The sequence below is a fragment of the Rhizobacter sp. AJA081-3 genome (assembly GCF_017795745.1).
Classification (GTDB): Bacteria; Pseudomonadota; Gammaproteobacteria; order Burkholderiales; family Burkholderiaceae_C; genus Piscinibacter.
Genome location: NZ_CP059067.1, coordinates 3,643,511 through 3,659,600 on the forward strand (window position 1 = coordinate 3,643,511; position 16,090 = coordinate 3,659,600).

Genomic DNA, 16,090 nt, shown 5'->3' on the forward strand with positions numbered 1-16,090 from the left:
CGAGCTCCGGCGATTCAGGCGGCACAGGCCGCCGTGGCCGGACCGTGCGCCGGGGCCGCCGGCTCGTCCGCCAGGTCTTCAGGGAAACACTCGCTGCGGTACGTCGGCTCGGGCGCGCACTCACCGGCCTGCAGCCGGTAGATGCGCGAGCTGGCCAGGGTGCGGGCCAGGTAGAACCAGCCGGTGGGCGGGCGGCGTGGGAAGGTGGCGGAGGCGTTCATCGGATCGTCCTGTGGAGGTGGCGCCAGTGGCTGCGAGATGAAGCGATGTTCGGCCGGCCGTGTTTCGCGCCGGCTTCGGCCGCGGCCCCGCCGTGTTTCATGTGTTGCGCGATCGTTATCATGGGTCGCATGCCCGTCTCCCTCGCCGGCCAGCTGGTCGTGGCCATCTCCTCGCGCGCCCTCTTCGATTTCGAGGAGGAGAACCAGGTCTTCGAGGCCTCGGACGACCGCGCCTACATGCAGCTGCAGCTGCAGCGGCTGGAGCACGCCGCCAAGCCGGGCGTGGCCTTCTCGCTGGTCAACAAGCTGCTGGCCTTCAACACGCCGGGCAAGCAGCGTGTCGAGGTGGTGATCCTGTCGCGCAACGACCCGGTGTCGGGCATGCGGGTGTTCCGCTCGGCGCAGCACTACGGGCTGCCGATCCAGCGCGGCGTGTTCACGCGCGGCGAATCGCCGTGGCGCTACCTGCGTCCGCTGGCAGCCAACCTGTTCCTCTCGACCAACGAACCCGACGTGCGCTCGGCGCTGGGCGCCGGCGTGCCGGCCGCGCGCGTCTACCCGCAGTCGGCGCGGGCCTCCGACGCCCACCCCGACGAGGTGCGCATCGCCTTCGACGGCGACGCGGTGCTGTTCTCCGACGAAGCCGAGCGCGTGTTCCAGCGCGACGGGCTCGACGCCTTCCAGAGCCACGAGCGCCAGCAGGCCGCCACGCCGCTGGCGGCCGGGCCCTTCAAGCCGCTGCTGCAGGCACTGCAGGCCCTGCAGCGCGAACCCGGGCAGGACATGCGCATCCGCACCGCGCTGGTCACTGCGCGCAGCGCGCCGGCGCACGAGCGCGCCATCCGCACGCTGATGGAGTGGCACATCGAGGTCGACGAGGCGATGTTCCTCGGCGGGCTGCCCAAGGGCGAGTTCCTGCGCGAGTTCGAGCCCGACTTCTTCTTCGACGACCAGACCGGCCACATCGAGAACGCCGCGCCGCACGTGCCGGCGGGGCACGTGGCCTCGGGCATCGTCAACGGCTGATCGGCGCCCTCAGCCGAGGAATCGTGTGGCCAGCCGCTCGATCAGCGGGCGCCGTTCCCAGGCCTGCAGCGCGCGCTCGGCGAACTCGCGGCCGCGCTCCGTCAGGCGGTAGTAGTGGATGTGCTCGAAGCCGTCGGGGTTGTCGTACTCGTCGATCAGCGCATACTCGGCCAGCGGGCGGAACGCCGTCTGCACCGTGCCGCCGTCGATCGAGCAGCCACCCCAGCTCTCGCTGGCCCGCACCAGCACGTGGCCGCGCCGCAGGGCGCGCAAGGCGTCGATGAATTCCCCCCGGTTGGCGATGATGGTCGAGTCGGGCATGGCGTCCTGCTTCGATGGAGTCGATCCTGCAACCATCTTCGGCGTCCACGCCCGGTGAGAGCCGTCGAAAAGTCGCGGGTTCCGCCGCCAATCCCGCCGTGATCGCCACGGCCGTGGCAAAGCTCACGCGCCGCGGTGCACGTGGCGGCGCAGCGCCGGCAGGTCGAGCACGCGCAGGCCACCGTACTCGATGGCGATCAGGCCCTCGGCCTGCAGCGAGCGCAGCGCCTCGTTGACCCGCTGTCGCGACAGCCCGACCAGGTAGCCCAGCTCCTGCTGGGTGATGCGCAGCAGCGTGCCCACCCCCGGGTACAGCACCGGGTGGAACAGCGCCGCCAGGCTGCGCGCCACACGGGTGTCGGGGTCGTTCAGGCGGTCGATCTCGCGCGCCGCGATGAACTGGCCGAGCCGCTCGTTGAGCTGGTTCATCACATAGCGGTTGAACGGGATGCTGCGCTCGAGCAGCCACTCGAAGGTGGCGATGTCCAGGCCGGCCACCGTGCTCTTGCGCAGTGGCTCGATGTTGTAGCGATAGACCTCGCGCTTGAGCAGCGTGCCCTCGCCGAACCAGGCCCCCGGCGGCACGCCGGTGAAGGTGATGGCGAAACCCAGCGAGCTGTCGTTGCTCATCTTCAGCAGGCCATCGAGCACGCCGAACCAGTAATTGGCCTGCCGGCCGATCTTGCAGACATAGTCGCCCGGATCGGCCTCGACCACCTGCAGTGCCGCGACGACGCGCGCGTGCTCCGTCGCGTCGAGCAGTTCCAGCCAGGGCACCATCGACAGCTCCGCCGGCAGCGGCGAGCGGGCGCGCTGGCGCAGGGGCGCCGGGCGGTGCGGGAGTTCGGCGATCGGGGTGCTCATGCGCTTGGATATTGACGTCGGACTGACATTGGCCCCTGGGGAAAGTCCCCTCGGGTCTGTCCCGGAGATTGTCGTCACAACGACAACTTGACGTCAAACTAGTTCCTACAGTCCCGACACCGACAGGAGACCAGCGGTGCAGACCACCTTTCCGCGACTGATGCTCGAACACGCCAGGCAGCGCCCCACGGCGCCGGCCCTGCGCGAGAAGGTCTACGGCATCTGGCAGACGCTCACCTGGGCCGATCTGGCGCAGCTCGTGCGCGAGCTGGCGGGCGGCATGGCCGTGGCCGGCCTGAAGCGCGACGACCACATCGTCGTCGTCGGCGACAACCGCCCGCGCCTGTACGCCTCGATGCTCGCCGCGCAGGCGCTGGGCGCCGTGCCGATCCCGCTGTACCAGGATGCCGCCTCGGCCGAGTTCGTCTTCCCGATCGTCAATGCCGACGTCGGCTTCGCCATCGTCGAGGACCAGGAACAGGTCGACAAGCTGCTCGAGATCCGCGAGAAGTGCCCGCTGCTCACGCGCATCTGGTACGACGACCCGCGCGGCCTGCGCAACTACAGCGAGCCCGGGCTGACCGCGCTCGACGCGCTGATCGAGTCCGGCCGCGCCCATGCGCAGGCGAATCCGGGCTTCTTCGACGCCGAGGTCGCCAAGGGGGCGCCGCAGGACATGGCGGCGATGTTCTTCACCTCCGGCACCACCGGCAACCCGAAGGGCGTGGTGCACACGCACTTCACGCTGCTCGACCGCGCCAAGGCCGGCGCCGACTTCGACCACCTGACCGAGAAGGAAGAGGTGCTCGCCTACCTGCCGCCGGCCTGGATCGGCCAGAACATCTTCAGCTACGCGCAGTGGCTGGCCTGCGGCTACGTGGTCAACTGCCCCGAGTCGGCAGCCACGGTGACGATCGACCTGAAGGAGATCGGGCCGACCTACTACTTCGCGCCGCCGCGGGTCTTCGAGGGCCTGCTGACCAGCGTGATGATCCGCATGGAAGACGCCAGCGCGATCAAGCGCAAGCTCTTCCACCACTACATGAACGTGGCACGCAAGGTCGGCCCGGCCTTGATGGACGGCAAGCCGGTGGGCCTGGCCGACAAGCTGAGCTATGCGCTGGGCAACCTGTTCGTCTACGGCCCGCTGCGCAACACGCTGGGCCTGAGCCGCGTGCGCGTGGCGTACACGGCCGGCGAGGCGATCGGCCCCGACCTGTTCACCTTCTACCGCTCGATCGGCATCAACCTCAAGCAGCTCTACGGCTCCACCGAGACCGCCGTGTTCGTCTGCCTGCAGCCTGACAACGAGGCCAAGGCCGACACGGTGGGCGTGCCCATCGCCGGCGTGGAGATCAAGCTCACCGACAGCGGCGAGATCCTCATCAAGTCGCCCGGGCTGCTCAAGGAGTACTACAAGAACCCGTCGGCCACCGCCGAAGTGCTCGACGCTGCGGGCTGGTACCACACGGGCGACGCCGGCTTCCTGGACGCCGGCGGCCACCTGAAGATCATCGACCGCGCCAAGGACGTGGGGCGCATCATGGGCGGCGCCAACGACGGCGCGATGTTCGCGCCCAAGTACGTCGAGAACAAGCTGAAGTTCTTCCCGCACGTCAAGGAGGCGGTGGCCTTCGGCGACAAGCGTGACCGTGTGTGCGCCTTCATCAACATCGACGTCGAGGCGGTGGGCAACTGGGCCGAGAAGCGCGGCCTGCCCTATGCCGGCTACACCGACCTTGCGCAGAAGCCCGAGGTCTACGAACTGGTGCGCGAATGCGTCGAGAAAGTCAATGCCGACCTGGCGGCCGACGCCATGCTGGCCGGCAGCCAGATCAGCCGCTTCCTGATCCTGCACAAGGAACTCGATGCCGACGACGGCGAACTCACCCGCACGCGCAAGGTGCGCCGCGGCTTCATCGGCGAGCGTTACCAGGTGCTGGTCGACGCCCTGTACGAAGGCCGTGCCGAGCAGTACATCGAGACGCAGGTGAAGTTCGAGGACGGCCGCAGCGGCATGGTCTCGGCGACGCTGAAGATCGCCGATGCGAAGACCTATCCGGCCATGAAGAAGGCGGCCTGACCATGGCAGAACGCAAGATCGGCGACGTCATCCTCGACGTCCAGAACATCAGCCTGCGATTCGGCGGCGTGAAGGCGCTCACCGACATCAGCTTCGACGTGCGCGAACACGAGGTGCGCGCCATCATCGGCCCCAACGGCGCAGGCAAGAGCTCGATGCTGAACTGCATCAACGGCGTCTACACGCCGCAGGACGGCTCGATCACGTTGCGCGGCCAGACCTTCAAGCACATGAACTCGCGCCAGGTGGCCGAGTCGGGCATCGCGCGCACCTTCCAGAACCTGGCCCTCTTCAAGGGCATGAGCGTGATCGACAACATCATGACCGGGCGCAACCTGCGCATGAAGAGCAACCTCTTCCAGCAGGCCATCCGTTGGGGCGCCGCCGAGCGCGAGGAGATCGCGCACCGCGAGGTCGTCGAGAAGATCATCGACTTCCTGGAGATCCAGGCCTACCGCAAGACGCCGGTGGGTCGCCTGCCCTACGGGCTGCAGAAGCGCGTCGACCTGGGCCGGGCGCTGGCCATGGAGCCCAGCCTGCTTCTGCTCGACGAGCCGATGGCCGGCATGAACGTGGAGGAGAAGCAGGACATGAGCCGCTTCATCCTCGACGTCAACGACGAGTACGGCACGACCATCGTGCTGATCGAGCACGACATGGGCGTGGTGATGGACATCTCCGACCGCGTCGTGGTGCTCGACTACGGCAAGAAGATCGGCGACGGCACCCCGCAGGAGGTGCGCCAGAACCCCGACGTCATCAGCGCCTACCTCGGCACGAGCCACTGAAAGCAGACCATGGCCTTCTTCCTCGAGACACTGATTGGCGGGCTGATGTCCGGCATGCTGTATTCGCTGATCGCGATCGGCTTCGTGCTGATCTTCAAGGCCAGCGGCGTATTCAACTTCGCCCAGGGGGCGATGGTCCTGTTCGCGGCACTGGCGATGGCGCGCTTCTCGGAGTGGATCCCTGCGGCATTGGGCATCGAGAACAAGGTGCTCGGAAACGTGCTCGCCTTCGCCGCCGCGATGATCGTGATGGTCATCGTGGCCTGGCTGATCGAGAGGCTGGTGCTGGGCAAGCTGGTCAACCAGGAAGGCATCACGCTGCTGATGGCCACGCTGGGCATCACCTATTTCCTCGACGGCTTCGGCCAGACCCTGTTCGGCAGCCAGATCTACAAGATCGACGTGGGCCTGCCCAAGGACCCGCTCTTCCTGTTCGACAGCGTCTTCCCTGGCGGCATCCTGGTCAGCCAGGAAGACCTGTACGCGGCGGTGATCGCCGCTGCGCTGGTCGCCGCGCTCAGCCTGTTCTTCCAGAAGACCGCCACCGGGCGCGCGCTGCGTGCCGTGGCCGACGACCACCAGGCCGCGCAGTCGATCGGCATCCCGCTGTCGCGCGTGTGGGTCATCGTCTGGAGCGTGGCGGGCTTCGTGGCGCTGGTCGCCGGCGTCATCTGGGGCAGCAAGCTGGGCGTTCAGTTCTCGCTGTCGGTGCTGGCGCTCAAGGGCCTGCCGGTGGTGATCCTCGGCGGCTTGACCTCGGTGCCCGGCGCCATCATCGGCGGGCTGATTCTCGGCGTGGGCGAGAAGCTCTCCGAGGTCTTCATCGGCCCGATGATCGGCGGCGGCATCGAGATCTGGTTCGGCTACGTGCTCGCGCTCCTGTTCCTGCTGGTGAGGCCGCAGGGTCTCTTCGGCGAGAAGATCATCGATCGGGTCTGACACCATGCTGTACAGAGAAAACGGCCAGTTCAAGACCAGCTACCGCGCCGACCAGGCGGTCTTCCCGATCGCTCAGGACCGCCTGGCGATCGGCCTGATCCTGGCCTTCGCGATCGTCGTCGTGCCCCTCGTCGCGCCGGAGTACCTGTTCCGCGCGATCCTGATCCCCTTCCTGATCCTCTCGCTGGCCGCGCTCGGGCTGAACATCCTGGTCGGCTACTGCGGGCAGATCTCGCTCGGCACGGGCGCGTTCATGGCGGTGGGCGCCTACGCGGCCTACAACTTCCAGGTGCGCATCGAGGGCATGCCGCTGATCGTCTCGCTGCTGATGGGCGGCGTGTGCGCCACGGCGGTGGGCGTGCTGTTCGGCATCCCGTCCCTGCGCATCAAGGGCCTCTATCTCGCGGTGGCGACGCTGGCGGCGCAGTTCTTCACCGACTGGGCCTTCCTGCGCATCAAGTGGTTCACCAACGACTCGTCGTCGGGCTCGGTCAGCGTGGCTGACCTCAAGGTGCTCGGCCTGCCGATCGACACCCCGGTTCAGAAGTACCTGTTCTGCCTGTCTTTCCTGATCGTCTTCGGCGTGCTGGCCAAGAACCTGGTGCGCGGCCACATCGGCCGCGAGTGGATGGCGATCCGCGACATGGACGTGGCCGCCGCGGTGATCGGCATCCGCCCCGTCTACGCCAAGCTGACCGCGTTCGCCGTCAGCTCGTTCATCGTCGGCGTGGCCGGCGCCTTGTGGGGCTTCGTGCACCTGGGCTCGTGGGAGCCGGCGGCCTTCAACATCGACCGCTCGTTCCAGTTGCTGTTCATGGTCATCATCGGCGGCCTGGGCTCGATCATGGGCAGCTTCTTCGGCGCGGCCTTCATCGTGGTGTTGCCGATCGTGCTGGACAACATGCCCTACTGGTTCGGCATCCCGATCGACACGGCCCTCGCGTCTCACCTCACGTTCATGATCTTCGGCGCGCTGATCGTGTTCTTCCTGATCGTCGAGCCGCACGGACTGGCGCGGCTGTGGTCGATCGGCAAGGAGAAGTTGCGCCTGTGGCCCTTCCCGCATTGACACCTCTCTTTTACCCACGCACCGCCGAGTGCTCTTTCCACCCCTCCTGGAGGCAGACATGAAGTTCAAGTCCCTGACAATGGCTGCGGCGATCGCCGCGTCCGGCCTGGCCGGCCTGGCCACGGCACCCTCTGCCTTCGCGCAGGCGAAGGAGCAGTTCTTCCCGGTGCTCGTCTATCGCACCGGGGCTTACGCGCCCAACGGCATCCCGTTCGCCAACGGCTACGTCGACTACCTGAAGCTGGTGAACGCCCAGGGCGGCATCAACGGCGTGAAGGTCAGCTTCGAGGAATGCGAGACCGGCTATGCCACCGACAAGGGCGTGGAGTGCTACGAGCGCCTCAAGGGCAAGGGCGCCACGGTGTTCCAGCCGCTGTCCACCGGCATCACCTTCGCGCTGACCGAGAAGGCCCCGGGCGACAAGATCCCGCTCATCACCGCCGGCTACGGCCGCAGCGAGAGCACGGACGGCAACGTCTTCAAGTGGAACTTCCCGCTCACCGGCACCTACTGGGACGCCGCCGACATCCTGCTGCAGCACGTCGGCAAGAAGGAAGGCAGCCTCGACAAGCTCAAGGGCAAGAAGATCACCCTCGTCTACCACGACAGCCCGTACGGCAAGGAGCCGATTCCGCTGCTGCAGGAGCGCAGCAAGATGCACGGCTTCGACCTGCAGCTGATCCCGGTGACGCACCCGGGCGTGGAGCAGAAGGCCGCCTGGCTGCAGATCCGCCAGAACCGCCCTGACTACGTCTTCCTGTGGGGCTGGGGCGTGATGAACTCCACCGCACTGAAGGAGGCCGTGGCCACCGGCTTCCCGCGCGACAAGATGTACGGCGTGTGGTGGGCCGGCGCCGAGCCGGACGTGAAGGACGTGGGCGACGGTGCCAAGGGCTACAACGCGCTGGCGCTGCAGCATGGTGCCGAGCCGAACTCCAAGATCGTCAAGGACGTCCTGGCGCAGGTGCACGGCAAGGGCCAGGGCACGGGGCCGAAGGACGAGGTCGGCCAGGTGCTGTACATGCGCGGCCTGTCGGCGGCCATGCTGGCGGTCGAAGGCGTGCGCCGCGCGCAGGAGCGCTACGGCAAGGGCAAGGTCATGACCGGCGAGCAGGCCCGCTGGGGCTACGAGAACCTGGCGCTCGACCAGAAGAAGCTCGATGCCCTGGGCTTCGCCGGCGTGATGCGGCCGATCAGCACCTCGTGCGCCGACCACCGCGGCGCCACCTGGGCACGCGTGCACACCTGGGACGGCGCGAAGTGGAACTTCAGCTCCGACTGGTACCAGAGCGACGACTCGATCATCAAGCCGATGATCAAGGCCGCCGCCGACAAGTACGCGGCGGAGAAGAAGCTGACCCGTCGCACGCCGGAGGATTGCCAGTCTTGACCCACCCCCGGAGCGGCTGACGCCGCTCCCCCTCAAGGGGGCGTCGCCAGCGGCCCGGCCAAGCCGGTTCCGCGGCGACTGCTTGATCGCACCGAGACACCATGAGCAACATCATCCTCAACGTCAACGGCATCGAGGTCATCTACAACCACGTGATCCTGGTGCTCAAGGGCGTGTCGCTGCAGGTGCCCGAAGGCGGCATCGTGGCGCTGCTCGGCGGCAACGGCGCGGGCAAGACGACCACGCTGCGCGCCGTGAGCAACCTGCTGGCCGGCGAGCGCGGCGAGGTCACCAAGGGCAGCATCGAACTGCGCGGCGAGCGCATCGAGAAGCTGTCGACCTCCGACATGGTCGAGCGCGGCGTCATCCAGGTGATGGAGGGCCGGCACTGCTTCGCCCACCTGACCATCGAGGAGAACCTGATGACCGGCGCATACACGCGCAAGGACGGCAAGGCCGCCATCGCGCAGACGCTGGAGAAGGTCTACAACTATTTCCCGCGGCTGAAGACGCGCCGCACCTCGCAGGCCGCCTACACCTCGGGCGGCGAGCAGCAGATGTGCGCGATCGGCCGCGCGCTGATGGCCAACCCGAAGATGGTGCTGCTCGACGAGCCCTCGATGGGCCTGGCGCCGCAGATCGTCGAAGAGGTGTTCGAGATCGTCAAGGACCTCAACACCAAGGAGAAGGTGACTTTCCTGCTCGCCGAGCAGAACACCAACATCGCGCTGCGCTACTCCGACTACGGCTACATCCTCGAGAACGGCCGCATCGTGATGGACGGCGAAGCCAAGGCGCTGCGCGAGAACGAGGACGTCAAGGAGTTCTACCTCGGCGTGGGCGGCGGCGACCGCAAGAGCTTCCGCGACGTGAAGAGCTACAAGCGCCGCAAGCGCTGGCTGGCCTGACGGGGCCGCGATGAGCGACGACGCCTTCGGCTTCGCACCGCCGCCGTTCAAGGCGGACGAGGCGCTGCAGCGCGCGAAGCGCGAGCTGCGCGAACTGGGCCTGAGCGAGCGTGAAGGCCGGTTCGACCGGCGCGGCGTGGCGATCGCCAAGGTCGCCCTGGACGGCGCCACGCTGAAAGCCTCGATCGTCAAACGCCCGAGCCGCAGCAGCCCCGAGTGGACCGACAAGACCCTGCGCGACAGCGCAGCCGTGCGCGACTTCGTCGCCGACCTGAAGAAGAAGCTCGCGACCTGGAACGACAGCGATGACTGACCACTACGACGCGCTGGAAACCCGCGACCCCGCCGCCCGCGAGGCGGCTCTGCTGGCCGCGCTGCCGCGCCAGGTGGCCGTTGCGCAGCGCACCGCCGCGTTCGGCGAGTTGCTCGCCGGCGTCGACGCCGCCAGCGTCACCACGCGTGCCGCGCTGGCCGGGCTGCCCGTGCTGCGCAAGCATGAACTGCTCGAACGCCAGAAGGCACAACGGGCGCAGGACCCGTTCGGCGGCTTCTCCGCCATCGGCTGGGCCGGCCTGCGCGCCCCGCGCGGCGCGAAGCGCGTGTTCCAGTCACCCGGCCCGATCTACGAGCCCGAGGGCGAGGGCCGCGACTACTGGCGCATCGCGCGGGCGCTGCACGCCGCGGGGTTCCGTGCCGGCGACCTGATCCACAACAGCTTCAGCTACCACCTCACGCCGGCCGGCTCGATGATGGAGACCGGTGCGCACGCACTGGGCTGCACCGTGTTCGCCGGCGGCGTGGGCAACACCGAGCTGCAGTTGCAGGCGATGCAGGAGCTGCGCCCGCACGCCTACTGCGGCACGCCGAGCTTCCTGCGCATCGTCTTCGAGAAGGCGGCCGAGGCCGGCATCGCCCTGCCCTCGCTGAGCAAGGCGCTGGTCAGCGGCGAGGCATTCCCGCCCAGCCTGCGCGACTGGCTCGCTGAGCGCGGCGTGCAGGGTTACCAGTGTTATGCCACGGCCGACGTCGGCCTGATCGCCTACGAGACGAGCGCGCGGCAAGGCCTGGTGCTCGACGAAGGCGTGATCCTGGAGATCGTGCGCCCCGGCACCGGCGAGCCGGTGCCCGAGGGGGAAGTGGGCGAGGTGGTGATCACCGTGCTGCAGGCCGACTACCCGATGGTTCGCTTCGGCACCGGCGACCTGTCGGCGGTACTCGCCGGCCCCTGCCCCAGCGGCCGCACCAACACCCGCATCAAGGGCTGGCTAGGCCGCGCCGACCAGACAGCCAAGGTGCGCGGCATGTTCGTGCACCCGAGCCAGGTCGCCGAAGTGGCGCGCCGCCACCGAGGTGCACAGCGTGCGCGGCTGGTCGTGGCCGGCGAGATGGCCAACGACACGATGACGCTGCACGTCGAGGTACCCGGCACGCCCGACGGCCTCGCTGCGCGCGTGGCCGAGAGCGTGCGCGACGTGACCAAGCTGCGCGCCGACATCGTGCTGTGCGCGCCGGGCAGCCTGCCCAACGACGGCAAGGTGATCGAGGACGCGCGCAGCTACAAATAGCCTCGTTCCTGCATCCCCGTTGTCCTCGGCGCGGAGGACAGACGGCGCGCGCGCCCCGGCCTACAGTGCCGCCACGAGACTTGGCACTGGAGCGCACCGTGTTCATCCGCAACTGCTGGTACGTCGTCGCCTGGGACCACGAGATCCCGGCCGACGGCCTGTTCGCCCGCACCGTCATCGGCGAGCCGCTGGTGCTGTTCCGCACCGCAGCCGGCGAGGTGGTGGCGCTGGAAGACCGCTGCTGCCACCGCCTCGCGCCGCTGTCCAAGGGCCGCAAGGAAGGCGACTGTGTGCGCTGCGGTTACCACGGCCTGATGTTCGACGCCGGCGGCATCTGCGTCGAAGTGCCGGGCCTGGACAAGGTGCCGCCCAAGGCGAAGGTGCGCCGCTATCCCGTCGCCGTGAAGAACCGCTGGGTGTTCGTCTGGATGGGCGACCCGGCGTTGGCCGACACCGCGCAGCTGCCCGATAACTTCTCCTGCGATCACCCGGACTGGCACCACAAGCCCGGCTACCTGCACTACGACACCAACTACCTGCTGATCGCCGACAACCTGCTCGACTTCTCGCACCTGAGCTACGTGCACGAGAAGACGCTGGGCGGCTCCACCGCCATCGCGCAGGCGCGGCCGACCATCGAGCCGGTGCCGCGTGGCCTGCGCGTCTCACGCTTCGTCACCGACGTGCCGCCGCCGCCCTTCTACAAGCGCATGCGCGAGTTCACGACGAATCTCGACCGCCACTTCATCTACGAGTTCCTGCTGCCGGCCACGCTGCTCATGCACTCCGGCGGCCGCCCCACCGGCAGCGCCGAGGCGAGCGGCCCGCAGACCGTGCGGCTGCATTCCTGCCAGACGCTGACGCCCGAGACCGAGCACAGCACGCACTACTTCTTCCAGCAGTCGGTGCCCACCGACCAGGGTGGCATGAGCCTGGCCGACACCGTCTACGCCAGCCTCGAGCAGGCCTTCGAGGAAGACCGCGCGATGATCACCGCGCAGGCGCGCACCATCGCCATGAAGCCGGACGCGCCGATGCTGCCGCTGGCGATGGACTCGGCGCTGATCCAGTTCCGCCGGATCGTCGACGAGGCGCTGCGCGCCGAGGGGCAGCAGGCGGCGGGCTGAGACCGAACCGCGTCCTCAGCGCTTGAGCGCGAGGGCGAACAGTTCGTGCCGCTGGTGGATGCCCAGCCGCTCGAAGGCGCGGTCGCGGTAGGTCTTGACCGTCGTCGGCGAGAGCTGCAGGTCGGCGGCGATGCCGTCGTGCGTCCAGCCGCGCAGCAGCCGCTCGCAGACCTCGCGCTCGCGCCGCGTCAGCGCACCGAACTCGGGAATCGCCGCCGGGCCCTGCGGGCGCAGCGCGAGGTGGCGCACCACGCAGGTCAGCAGCAGCGAGCCCATGGCCTGCAGGGTGTCGCGCTCCTCGTCGCTGAAGGCGGGCTGGCTCTCGTGGCGGTACAGGTTCATGGCCAGCAGCGCGCCGTCGGCGTCTTCGCAGGCCAGCGAGAGACGCTCCGACAGGCCGTGGCGCTGGAAGATCTGCCGCCGATGCTCCGGCGCCAGCTCCAGCGCATGCAGGTGCGTCAGCACCGCGTCGCCGCGCGCGACATGCTGGCGCACCTCGCCGAGCGCGCGGTCGTGGCGCCACAGGCCGGCACGGTAGGCGCCGAAGGCATCCGCCACGCAGTCCTCGGGCTGCAGGCAGCCGCCGAAGTGCAGCGCCGGCGGCGCGTCGTCGAAGATGCGGTAGACCGTCCACCAGCCCAGCGGCAGCAGCCGCGCCAGCTGCTCGATGCCACGCTGGCCGAAAGCCTCGTCGCCGATGCAGCCGATCAGGCCGGCCAGCGCGCCCGTGGCCTCGCTGCGCGGCAGGCGGATGCCGGGGTCGAGGCGGAGCGAGCGCAGTTCCATCGGGCGGGGGGGTGATCGGTAGGTCGGGAGTCGGTGAGCGTCGCTGTCCTCTGCTCGGAGGACATACAGGCGACAGTTGCCACGTTAGCCTGCGGCGCGGACCTGTGCCGTCGGGACTATCCCGGCCGGTGCACCGTCTCGCCCCATTCAATCAGGAGACATCGATGTCGTTTTCCCTCACCGCGGTGCGCCGCCTGCTCCTGCCCGGCGTTGCCGCGGCCACCCTCGCCTTCGGCCCGGCCGCGCGCGCCGAGATCCACATCGGCGTGGTGCTGTCGCTCACCGGCCCCGGCGCCTCGCTGGGCATCCCGGAGGAGAACGCGCTGAAGCTGTGGACCGGCGACCTGGCCGGCGAGAAGGTGCGCTTCACGGTGCTGAACGACAACACCGACAGCACCACCGCGGCCAAGAACACGCAGAAGCTGATCACCGAAGAGAAGGTCGACCTGATCCTCGGCGCCTCGCTGACCCCGCCCTCGCTGGCGGTGGTGGAGTCGGCCGGCCAGGCCGGCGTGCCGGTGATCTCGCTGGCCGGCGGCGGGGCCATCGTGCTGCCGCAGGACGGGCCGCGCAAGTGGGCCTTCAAGCTCTCGCCCACCGAGCTGATCTCCACCAACATGGTCATCGACCATGTGCTGAAGAACAAGGGCAAGACCATCGCCACCATCGGCGTGGCCAACAGCTACGGCGACGGCTTCCTGAAGGTCACCGAGCAGGTGACTGCGGCCAAGGGCGTGAAGATCGTCGCCAGCGAGAAGTACGCGCCGACCGACCAGAGCGTGACGGCGCAGATCGTCAAGATCATTGCCGCGAACCCGGACGCGGTGTTCATCCACAGCGCGGGCACGCCGGGCGCGCTGCCGCAGATCGAGCTGGCCAAGCGCGGCTACAAGGGCCCGGTCTACCAGACCCAGGGCGTGGCCAACAACGACTTCCTGCGCGTCGGTGGCAAGGACCTGGAAGGCGGCTACATGACGGTGGCGCCGGTGCTGGTGGCCGAGCAGCTGGCCGACAGCAACCCGGTGAAGAAGCCGGCGGTGGATTTCGTGCAGCGCTTCGAGGGCAAGTACGGCGCGGGCAGCCGCTCGCTGTTCGCCGCGACGATGTGGGACGCGCTGCTGATCGTTCAGCAGGCGGCCGCGCAGTCGTTGAAGAAGGCCAAGCCCGGCACGCCGGAGTTCCGCACCGCGCTGCGCGACGCGATCGAAGGCACGAAGGAATTCGTCGGCTCGCAGGGCGTGTTCAACATGAGCCCGGCCGACCACAACGGCGTCGACCAGCGCAGCCAGGTGATGGTCCGCATCGAGGGCGGCACCTGGAAGCTGCAGAACTGACCCTGGCGGCTACGGCGGCGGCGCCCGCCGCTTGAGCCAGCGCCGCATCGCCAGCGAGGGCCGGTCGGCGTGGAACGAGATCTCGTGCGCCGTGCCGGGCGGGTAGTTCGCCAGGTTGCGCTCGATCGCCTCCAGGCCGTCGATGTCTTCCTGGAAAGCCGCGAGCAGCTGCTCGTGCATGAAGGCGGTGATGGCACCATCCTCCAGCGCGAAGTTGCGCGCGTGGTGGATGAAGTAGTGCGTGCTGGTGGCCGACTCCGGCGTCACGATGTGCGCCGTGCGGATGGCGCGCGAGGGCTGCTCGGCGGCCGGCCGGTCGCAGGCATGGAAGGACACGCGCACCTCGTGCAGAGCCGGTGACACGAAGGTGGAGCTGGCGATGCGCGCGGCGTCCACGCCCTCGAGCCCGGTCGGTCTGGCCCAGATCGGCGGCAGCCGCGTCGGAACAACGCTGCGCGTGATGACGAAGCGGCCGGCTTCGGCGTCGATTTCCGTCTCGTAGGGCGCGCTGGCGTAGTCGGGCGTGCCGAAGGTCCTGGCATGCAGGAAGCTCAGGTGCGTGAGGTCGAGCAGGTTCTCGTGCAGCCGCACGTAGCTGGCCTTCATGTGCAGCTTCTGGCGCGACGCCGCCCAACCGGCATCGTCGATCCAGCCGGGGTGCGGCGCGGCCCGCAACGGCGCGCCGGCGCCCATCCAGATCCACACCAGCGGCCCGTGCTGCGCGACCGGGAAGGCACGCGTGCGCGCCCCCGGCGGCACCACGCTCTGCGAGGGCACGCCGCTGCACACGCCGTCGCAGCCGAAGCGAGCGCCGTGGTAACCGCAGACCAGCGTGTCGCCCTCGAGCGTGCCCAGCGACAGCGGCATCGAGCGGTGCGGGCAGCGGTCTTCCAGCGCCGCGACACCGCCGTCGGTGCGCCTCAGCAGCACGACCGGGATGCCGAGCAGCCGGCGCGCCAGCGGCGTGCGCGTCACCTCGTCGGCGAAGGCGGCGACGTACCACGCGTCGGTCACGAAAGGGGTGCGTTCGTCGGCCAGTTCGGCCTGCAGTCGCAGTGCGGCGTCGCGCACGCGGTCGGTGGTGTCCATGGTCGGCCCCGCTGTCTCGAAGGCGAGCATCGTGCACTGTGCTGCGGGCCGCGTCTATGGCTGCGGCGGCCCGCGCCGCAAGATCGCCCCGCCGCACGGCTGACGCCCATGGGCGAGTGCGAGGCCTGCTGCCGGCGCGTCAGCCGGCCCGCTTTGCCGAAGCGTCCACCTCGGCGCGCAGGCGATCTTCCTGAGCCTGCAACTCGGGCGTGAACTCGGCGCCGAAGTCGGCGGCCTCGAAGAGCGGGCGGATCTCGATCTCGGAGTCGCCGGGCATCGGGTTCGGGCAGCGCCGCACCCACTCGACCGCTTCGTCCATCGACTTCACCTGCCACAGCCAGAAGCCGGCAACCAGCTCCTTGGTTTCGGCGAACGGCCCGTCGATCAGCGTGCGCCGGCTGCCCGAGAACTGCACCCGCTTGCCCCTGGCGCTCGGATGCAGGCCTTCGCCAGCCAGCATCACGCCGGCCTTGACGAGCTGCTCGTTGAAGTCGCCCATGGCGGCCATCATCTCGGTGCTCGGCATCACGCCGGCCTCGGAGTCTTTCGTCGCTTTCACCAGCACCATCACACGCATCGT

General features: G+C 68.7%; 17 protein-coding genes. 11 read left to right on the forward strand and 6 right to left on the reverse strand.

Annotated features, from left to right (window positions below; translation table 11 throughout):
• Positions 1-14 precede the first annotated feature (14 nt).
• Entirely contained in the window at positions 15-221 is a 207-nt protein-coding gene (locus tag HZ992_RS17415; RefSeq protein ID WP_209383083.1) for a hypothetical protein, read from the reverse strand.
• Positions 222-350: 129 nt separating this feature from the next.
• Between HZ992_RS17415 and HZ992_RS17420 the strand changes: the two genes are divergently transcribed.
• Positions 351-1,247, forward strand: a complete 897-nt coding sequence (locus tag HZ992_RS17420) for a 5'-nucleotidase (RefSeq protein ID WP_209383084.1) — start codon at positions 351-353, stop codon at positions 1,245-1,247.
• 9 nt (positions 1,248-1,256) lie between these two features.
• On the opposite strand, the gene HZ992_RS17425 is transcribed toward HZ992_RS17420, so the two are convergent.
• Positions 1,257-1,568: a hypothetical protein gene (locus HZ992_RS17425; RefSeq protein ID WP_209383085.1), complete on the reverse strand. Its 312-nt coding sequence runs from the start codon at positions 1,566-1,568 to the stop codon at positions 1,257-1,259.
• 123 nt (positions 1,569-1,691) lie between these two features.
• Positions 1,692-2,432, reverse strand: a complete 741-nt coding sequence (locus HZ992_RS17430) for a Crp/Fnr family transcriptional regulator (RefSeq protein WP_209383086.1) — start codon at positions 2,430-2,432, stop codon at positions 1,692-1,694.
• A 136-nt stretch (positions 2,433-2,568) separates the two neighbouring features.
• Between HZ992_RS17430 and HZ992_RS17435 the strand changes: the two genes are divergently transcribed.
• From HZ992_RS17435 to HZ992_RS17475, 9 genes are all read left to right on the forward strand, one after another.
• Positions 2,569-4,515, forward strand: a complete 1,947-nt coding sequence (locus tag HZ992_RS17435; protein ID WP_209383087.1) for an AMP-dependent synthetase/ligase — start codon at positions 2,569-2,571, stop codon at positions 4,513-4,515.
• Between the two features lie 2 nt (positions 4,516-4,517).
• Entirely contained in the window at positions 4,518-5,303 is a 786-nt protein-coding gene (locus HZ992_RS17440) for an ABC transporter ATP-binding protein (protein ID WP_209383088.1), read from the forward strand.
• Positions 5,304-5,312: 9 nt separating this feature from the next.
• Entirely contained in the window at positions 5,313-6,242 is a 930-nt protein-coding gene (locus tag HZ992_RS17445; protein ID WP_209383089.1) for a branched-chain amino acid ABC transporter permease, read from the forward strand.
• A 4-nt stretch (positions 6,243-6,246) separates the two neighbouring features.
• Positions 6,247-7,311: a branched-chain amino acid ABC transporter permease gene (locus HZ992_RS17450; RefSeq protein WP_209383090.1), complete on the forward strand. Its 1,065-nt coding sequence runs from the start codon at positions 6,247-6,249 to the stop codon at positions 7,309-7,311.
• A gap of 58 nt (positions 7,312-7,369) precedes the next feature.
• Positions 7,370-8,701, forward strand: coding sequence for an ABC transporter substrate-binding protein (locus HZ992_RS17455; protein ID WP_209383091.1), 1,332 nt, complete (start codon positions 7,370-7,372; stop codon positions 8,699-8,701).
• A gap of 101 nt (positions 8,702-8,802) precedes the next feature.
• On the forward strand, positions 8,803-9,609 hold the full coding sequence (locus HZ992_RS17460; protein WP_209383092.1) for an ABC transporter ATP-binding protein: 807 nt from the start codon (positions 8,803-8,805) through the stop codon (positions 9,607-9,609).
• A gap of 10 nt (positions 9,610-9,619) precedes the next feature.
• On the forward strand, positions 9,620-9,922 hold the full coding sequence (locus HZ992_RS17465) for a hypothetical protein (RefSeq protein WP_209383093.1): 303 nt from the start codon (positions 9,620-9,622) through the stop codon (positions 9,920-9,922).
• The gene (locus HZ992_RS17470; protein ID WP_209383094.1) at positions 9,915-11,174 is read left to right on the forward strand and encodes a phenylacetate--CoA ligase family protein; all 1,260 of its coding nucleotides are present in this window, start codon (positions 9,915-9,917) and stop codon (positions 11,172-11,174) included. Before HZ992_RS17465 ends, HZ992_RS17470 begins: the two co-directional genes overlap by 8 nt.
• 98 nt (positions 11,175-11,272) lie before the next feature.
• Positions 11,273-12,301 (forward strand): aromatic ring-hydroxylating dioxygenase subunit alpha, encoded by a 1,029-nt coding sequence (locus tag HZ992_RS17475; RefSeq protein WP_209383095.1) that lies wholly within the window; start codon positions 11,273-11,275, stop codon positions 12,299-12,301.
• A 15-nt stretch (positions 12,302-12,316) separates the two neighbouring features.
• Here HZ992_RS17475 and HZ992_RS17480 read toward each other — a convergent pair whose 3' ends face one another.
• Positions 12,317-13,087: a helix-turn-helix transcriptional regulator gene (locus HZ992_RS17480; protein WP_209383096.1), complete on the reverse strand. Its 771-nt coding sequence runs from the start codon at positions 13,085-13,087 to the stop codon at positions 12,317-12,319.
• 164 nt (positions 13,088-13,251) lie between these two features.
• Between HZ992_RS17480 and HZ992_RS17485 the strand changes: the two genes are divergently transcribed.
• Positions 13,252-14,421 (forward strand): ABC transporter substrate-binding protein, encoded by a 1,170-nt coding sequence (locus HZ992_RS17485; RefSeq protein WP_245213089.1) that lies wholly within the window; start codon positions 13,252-13,254, stop codon positions 14,419-14,421.
• Positions 14,422-14,430: 9 nt separating this feature from the next.
• Here HZ992_RS17485 and HZ992_RS17490 read toward each other — a convergent pair whose 3' ends face one another.
• Both HZ992_RS17490 and HZ992_RS17495 read right to left on the reverse strand, forming a co-directional pair.
• A complete protein-coding gene (locus HZ992_RS17490) occupies positions 14,431-15,510 on the reverse strand; it encodes an aromatic ring-hydroxylating oxygenase subunit alpha (protein ID WP_209383097.1) in 1,080 nt (359 codons plus the stop codon).
• A gap of 139 nt (positions 15,511-15,649) precedes the next feature.
• Complete coding sequence (locus HZ992_RS17495) at positions 15,650-16,087, reverse strand: YciI family protein (protein WP_209383098.1); 438 nt, start codon at positions 16,085-16,087, stop codon at positions 15,650-15,652.
• Positions 16,088-16,090 lie beyond the last annotated feature (3 nt).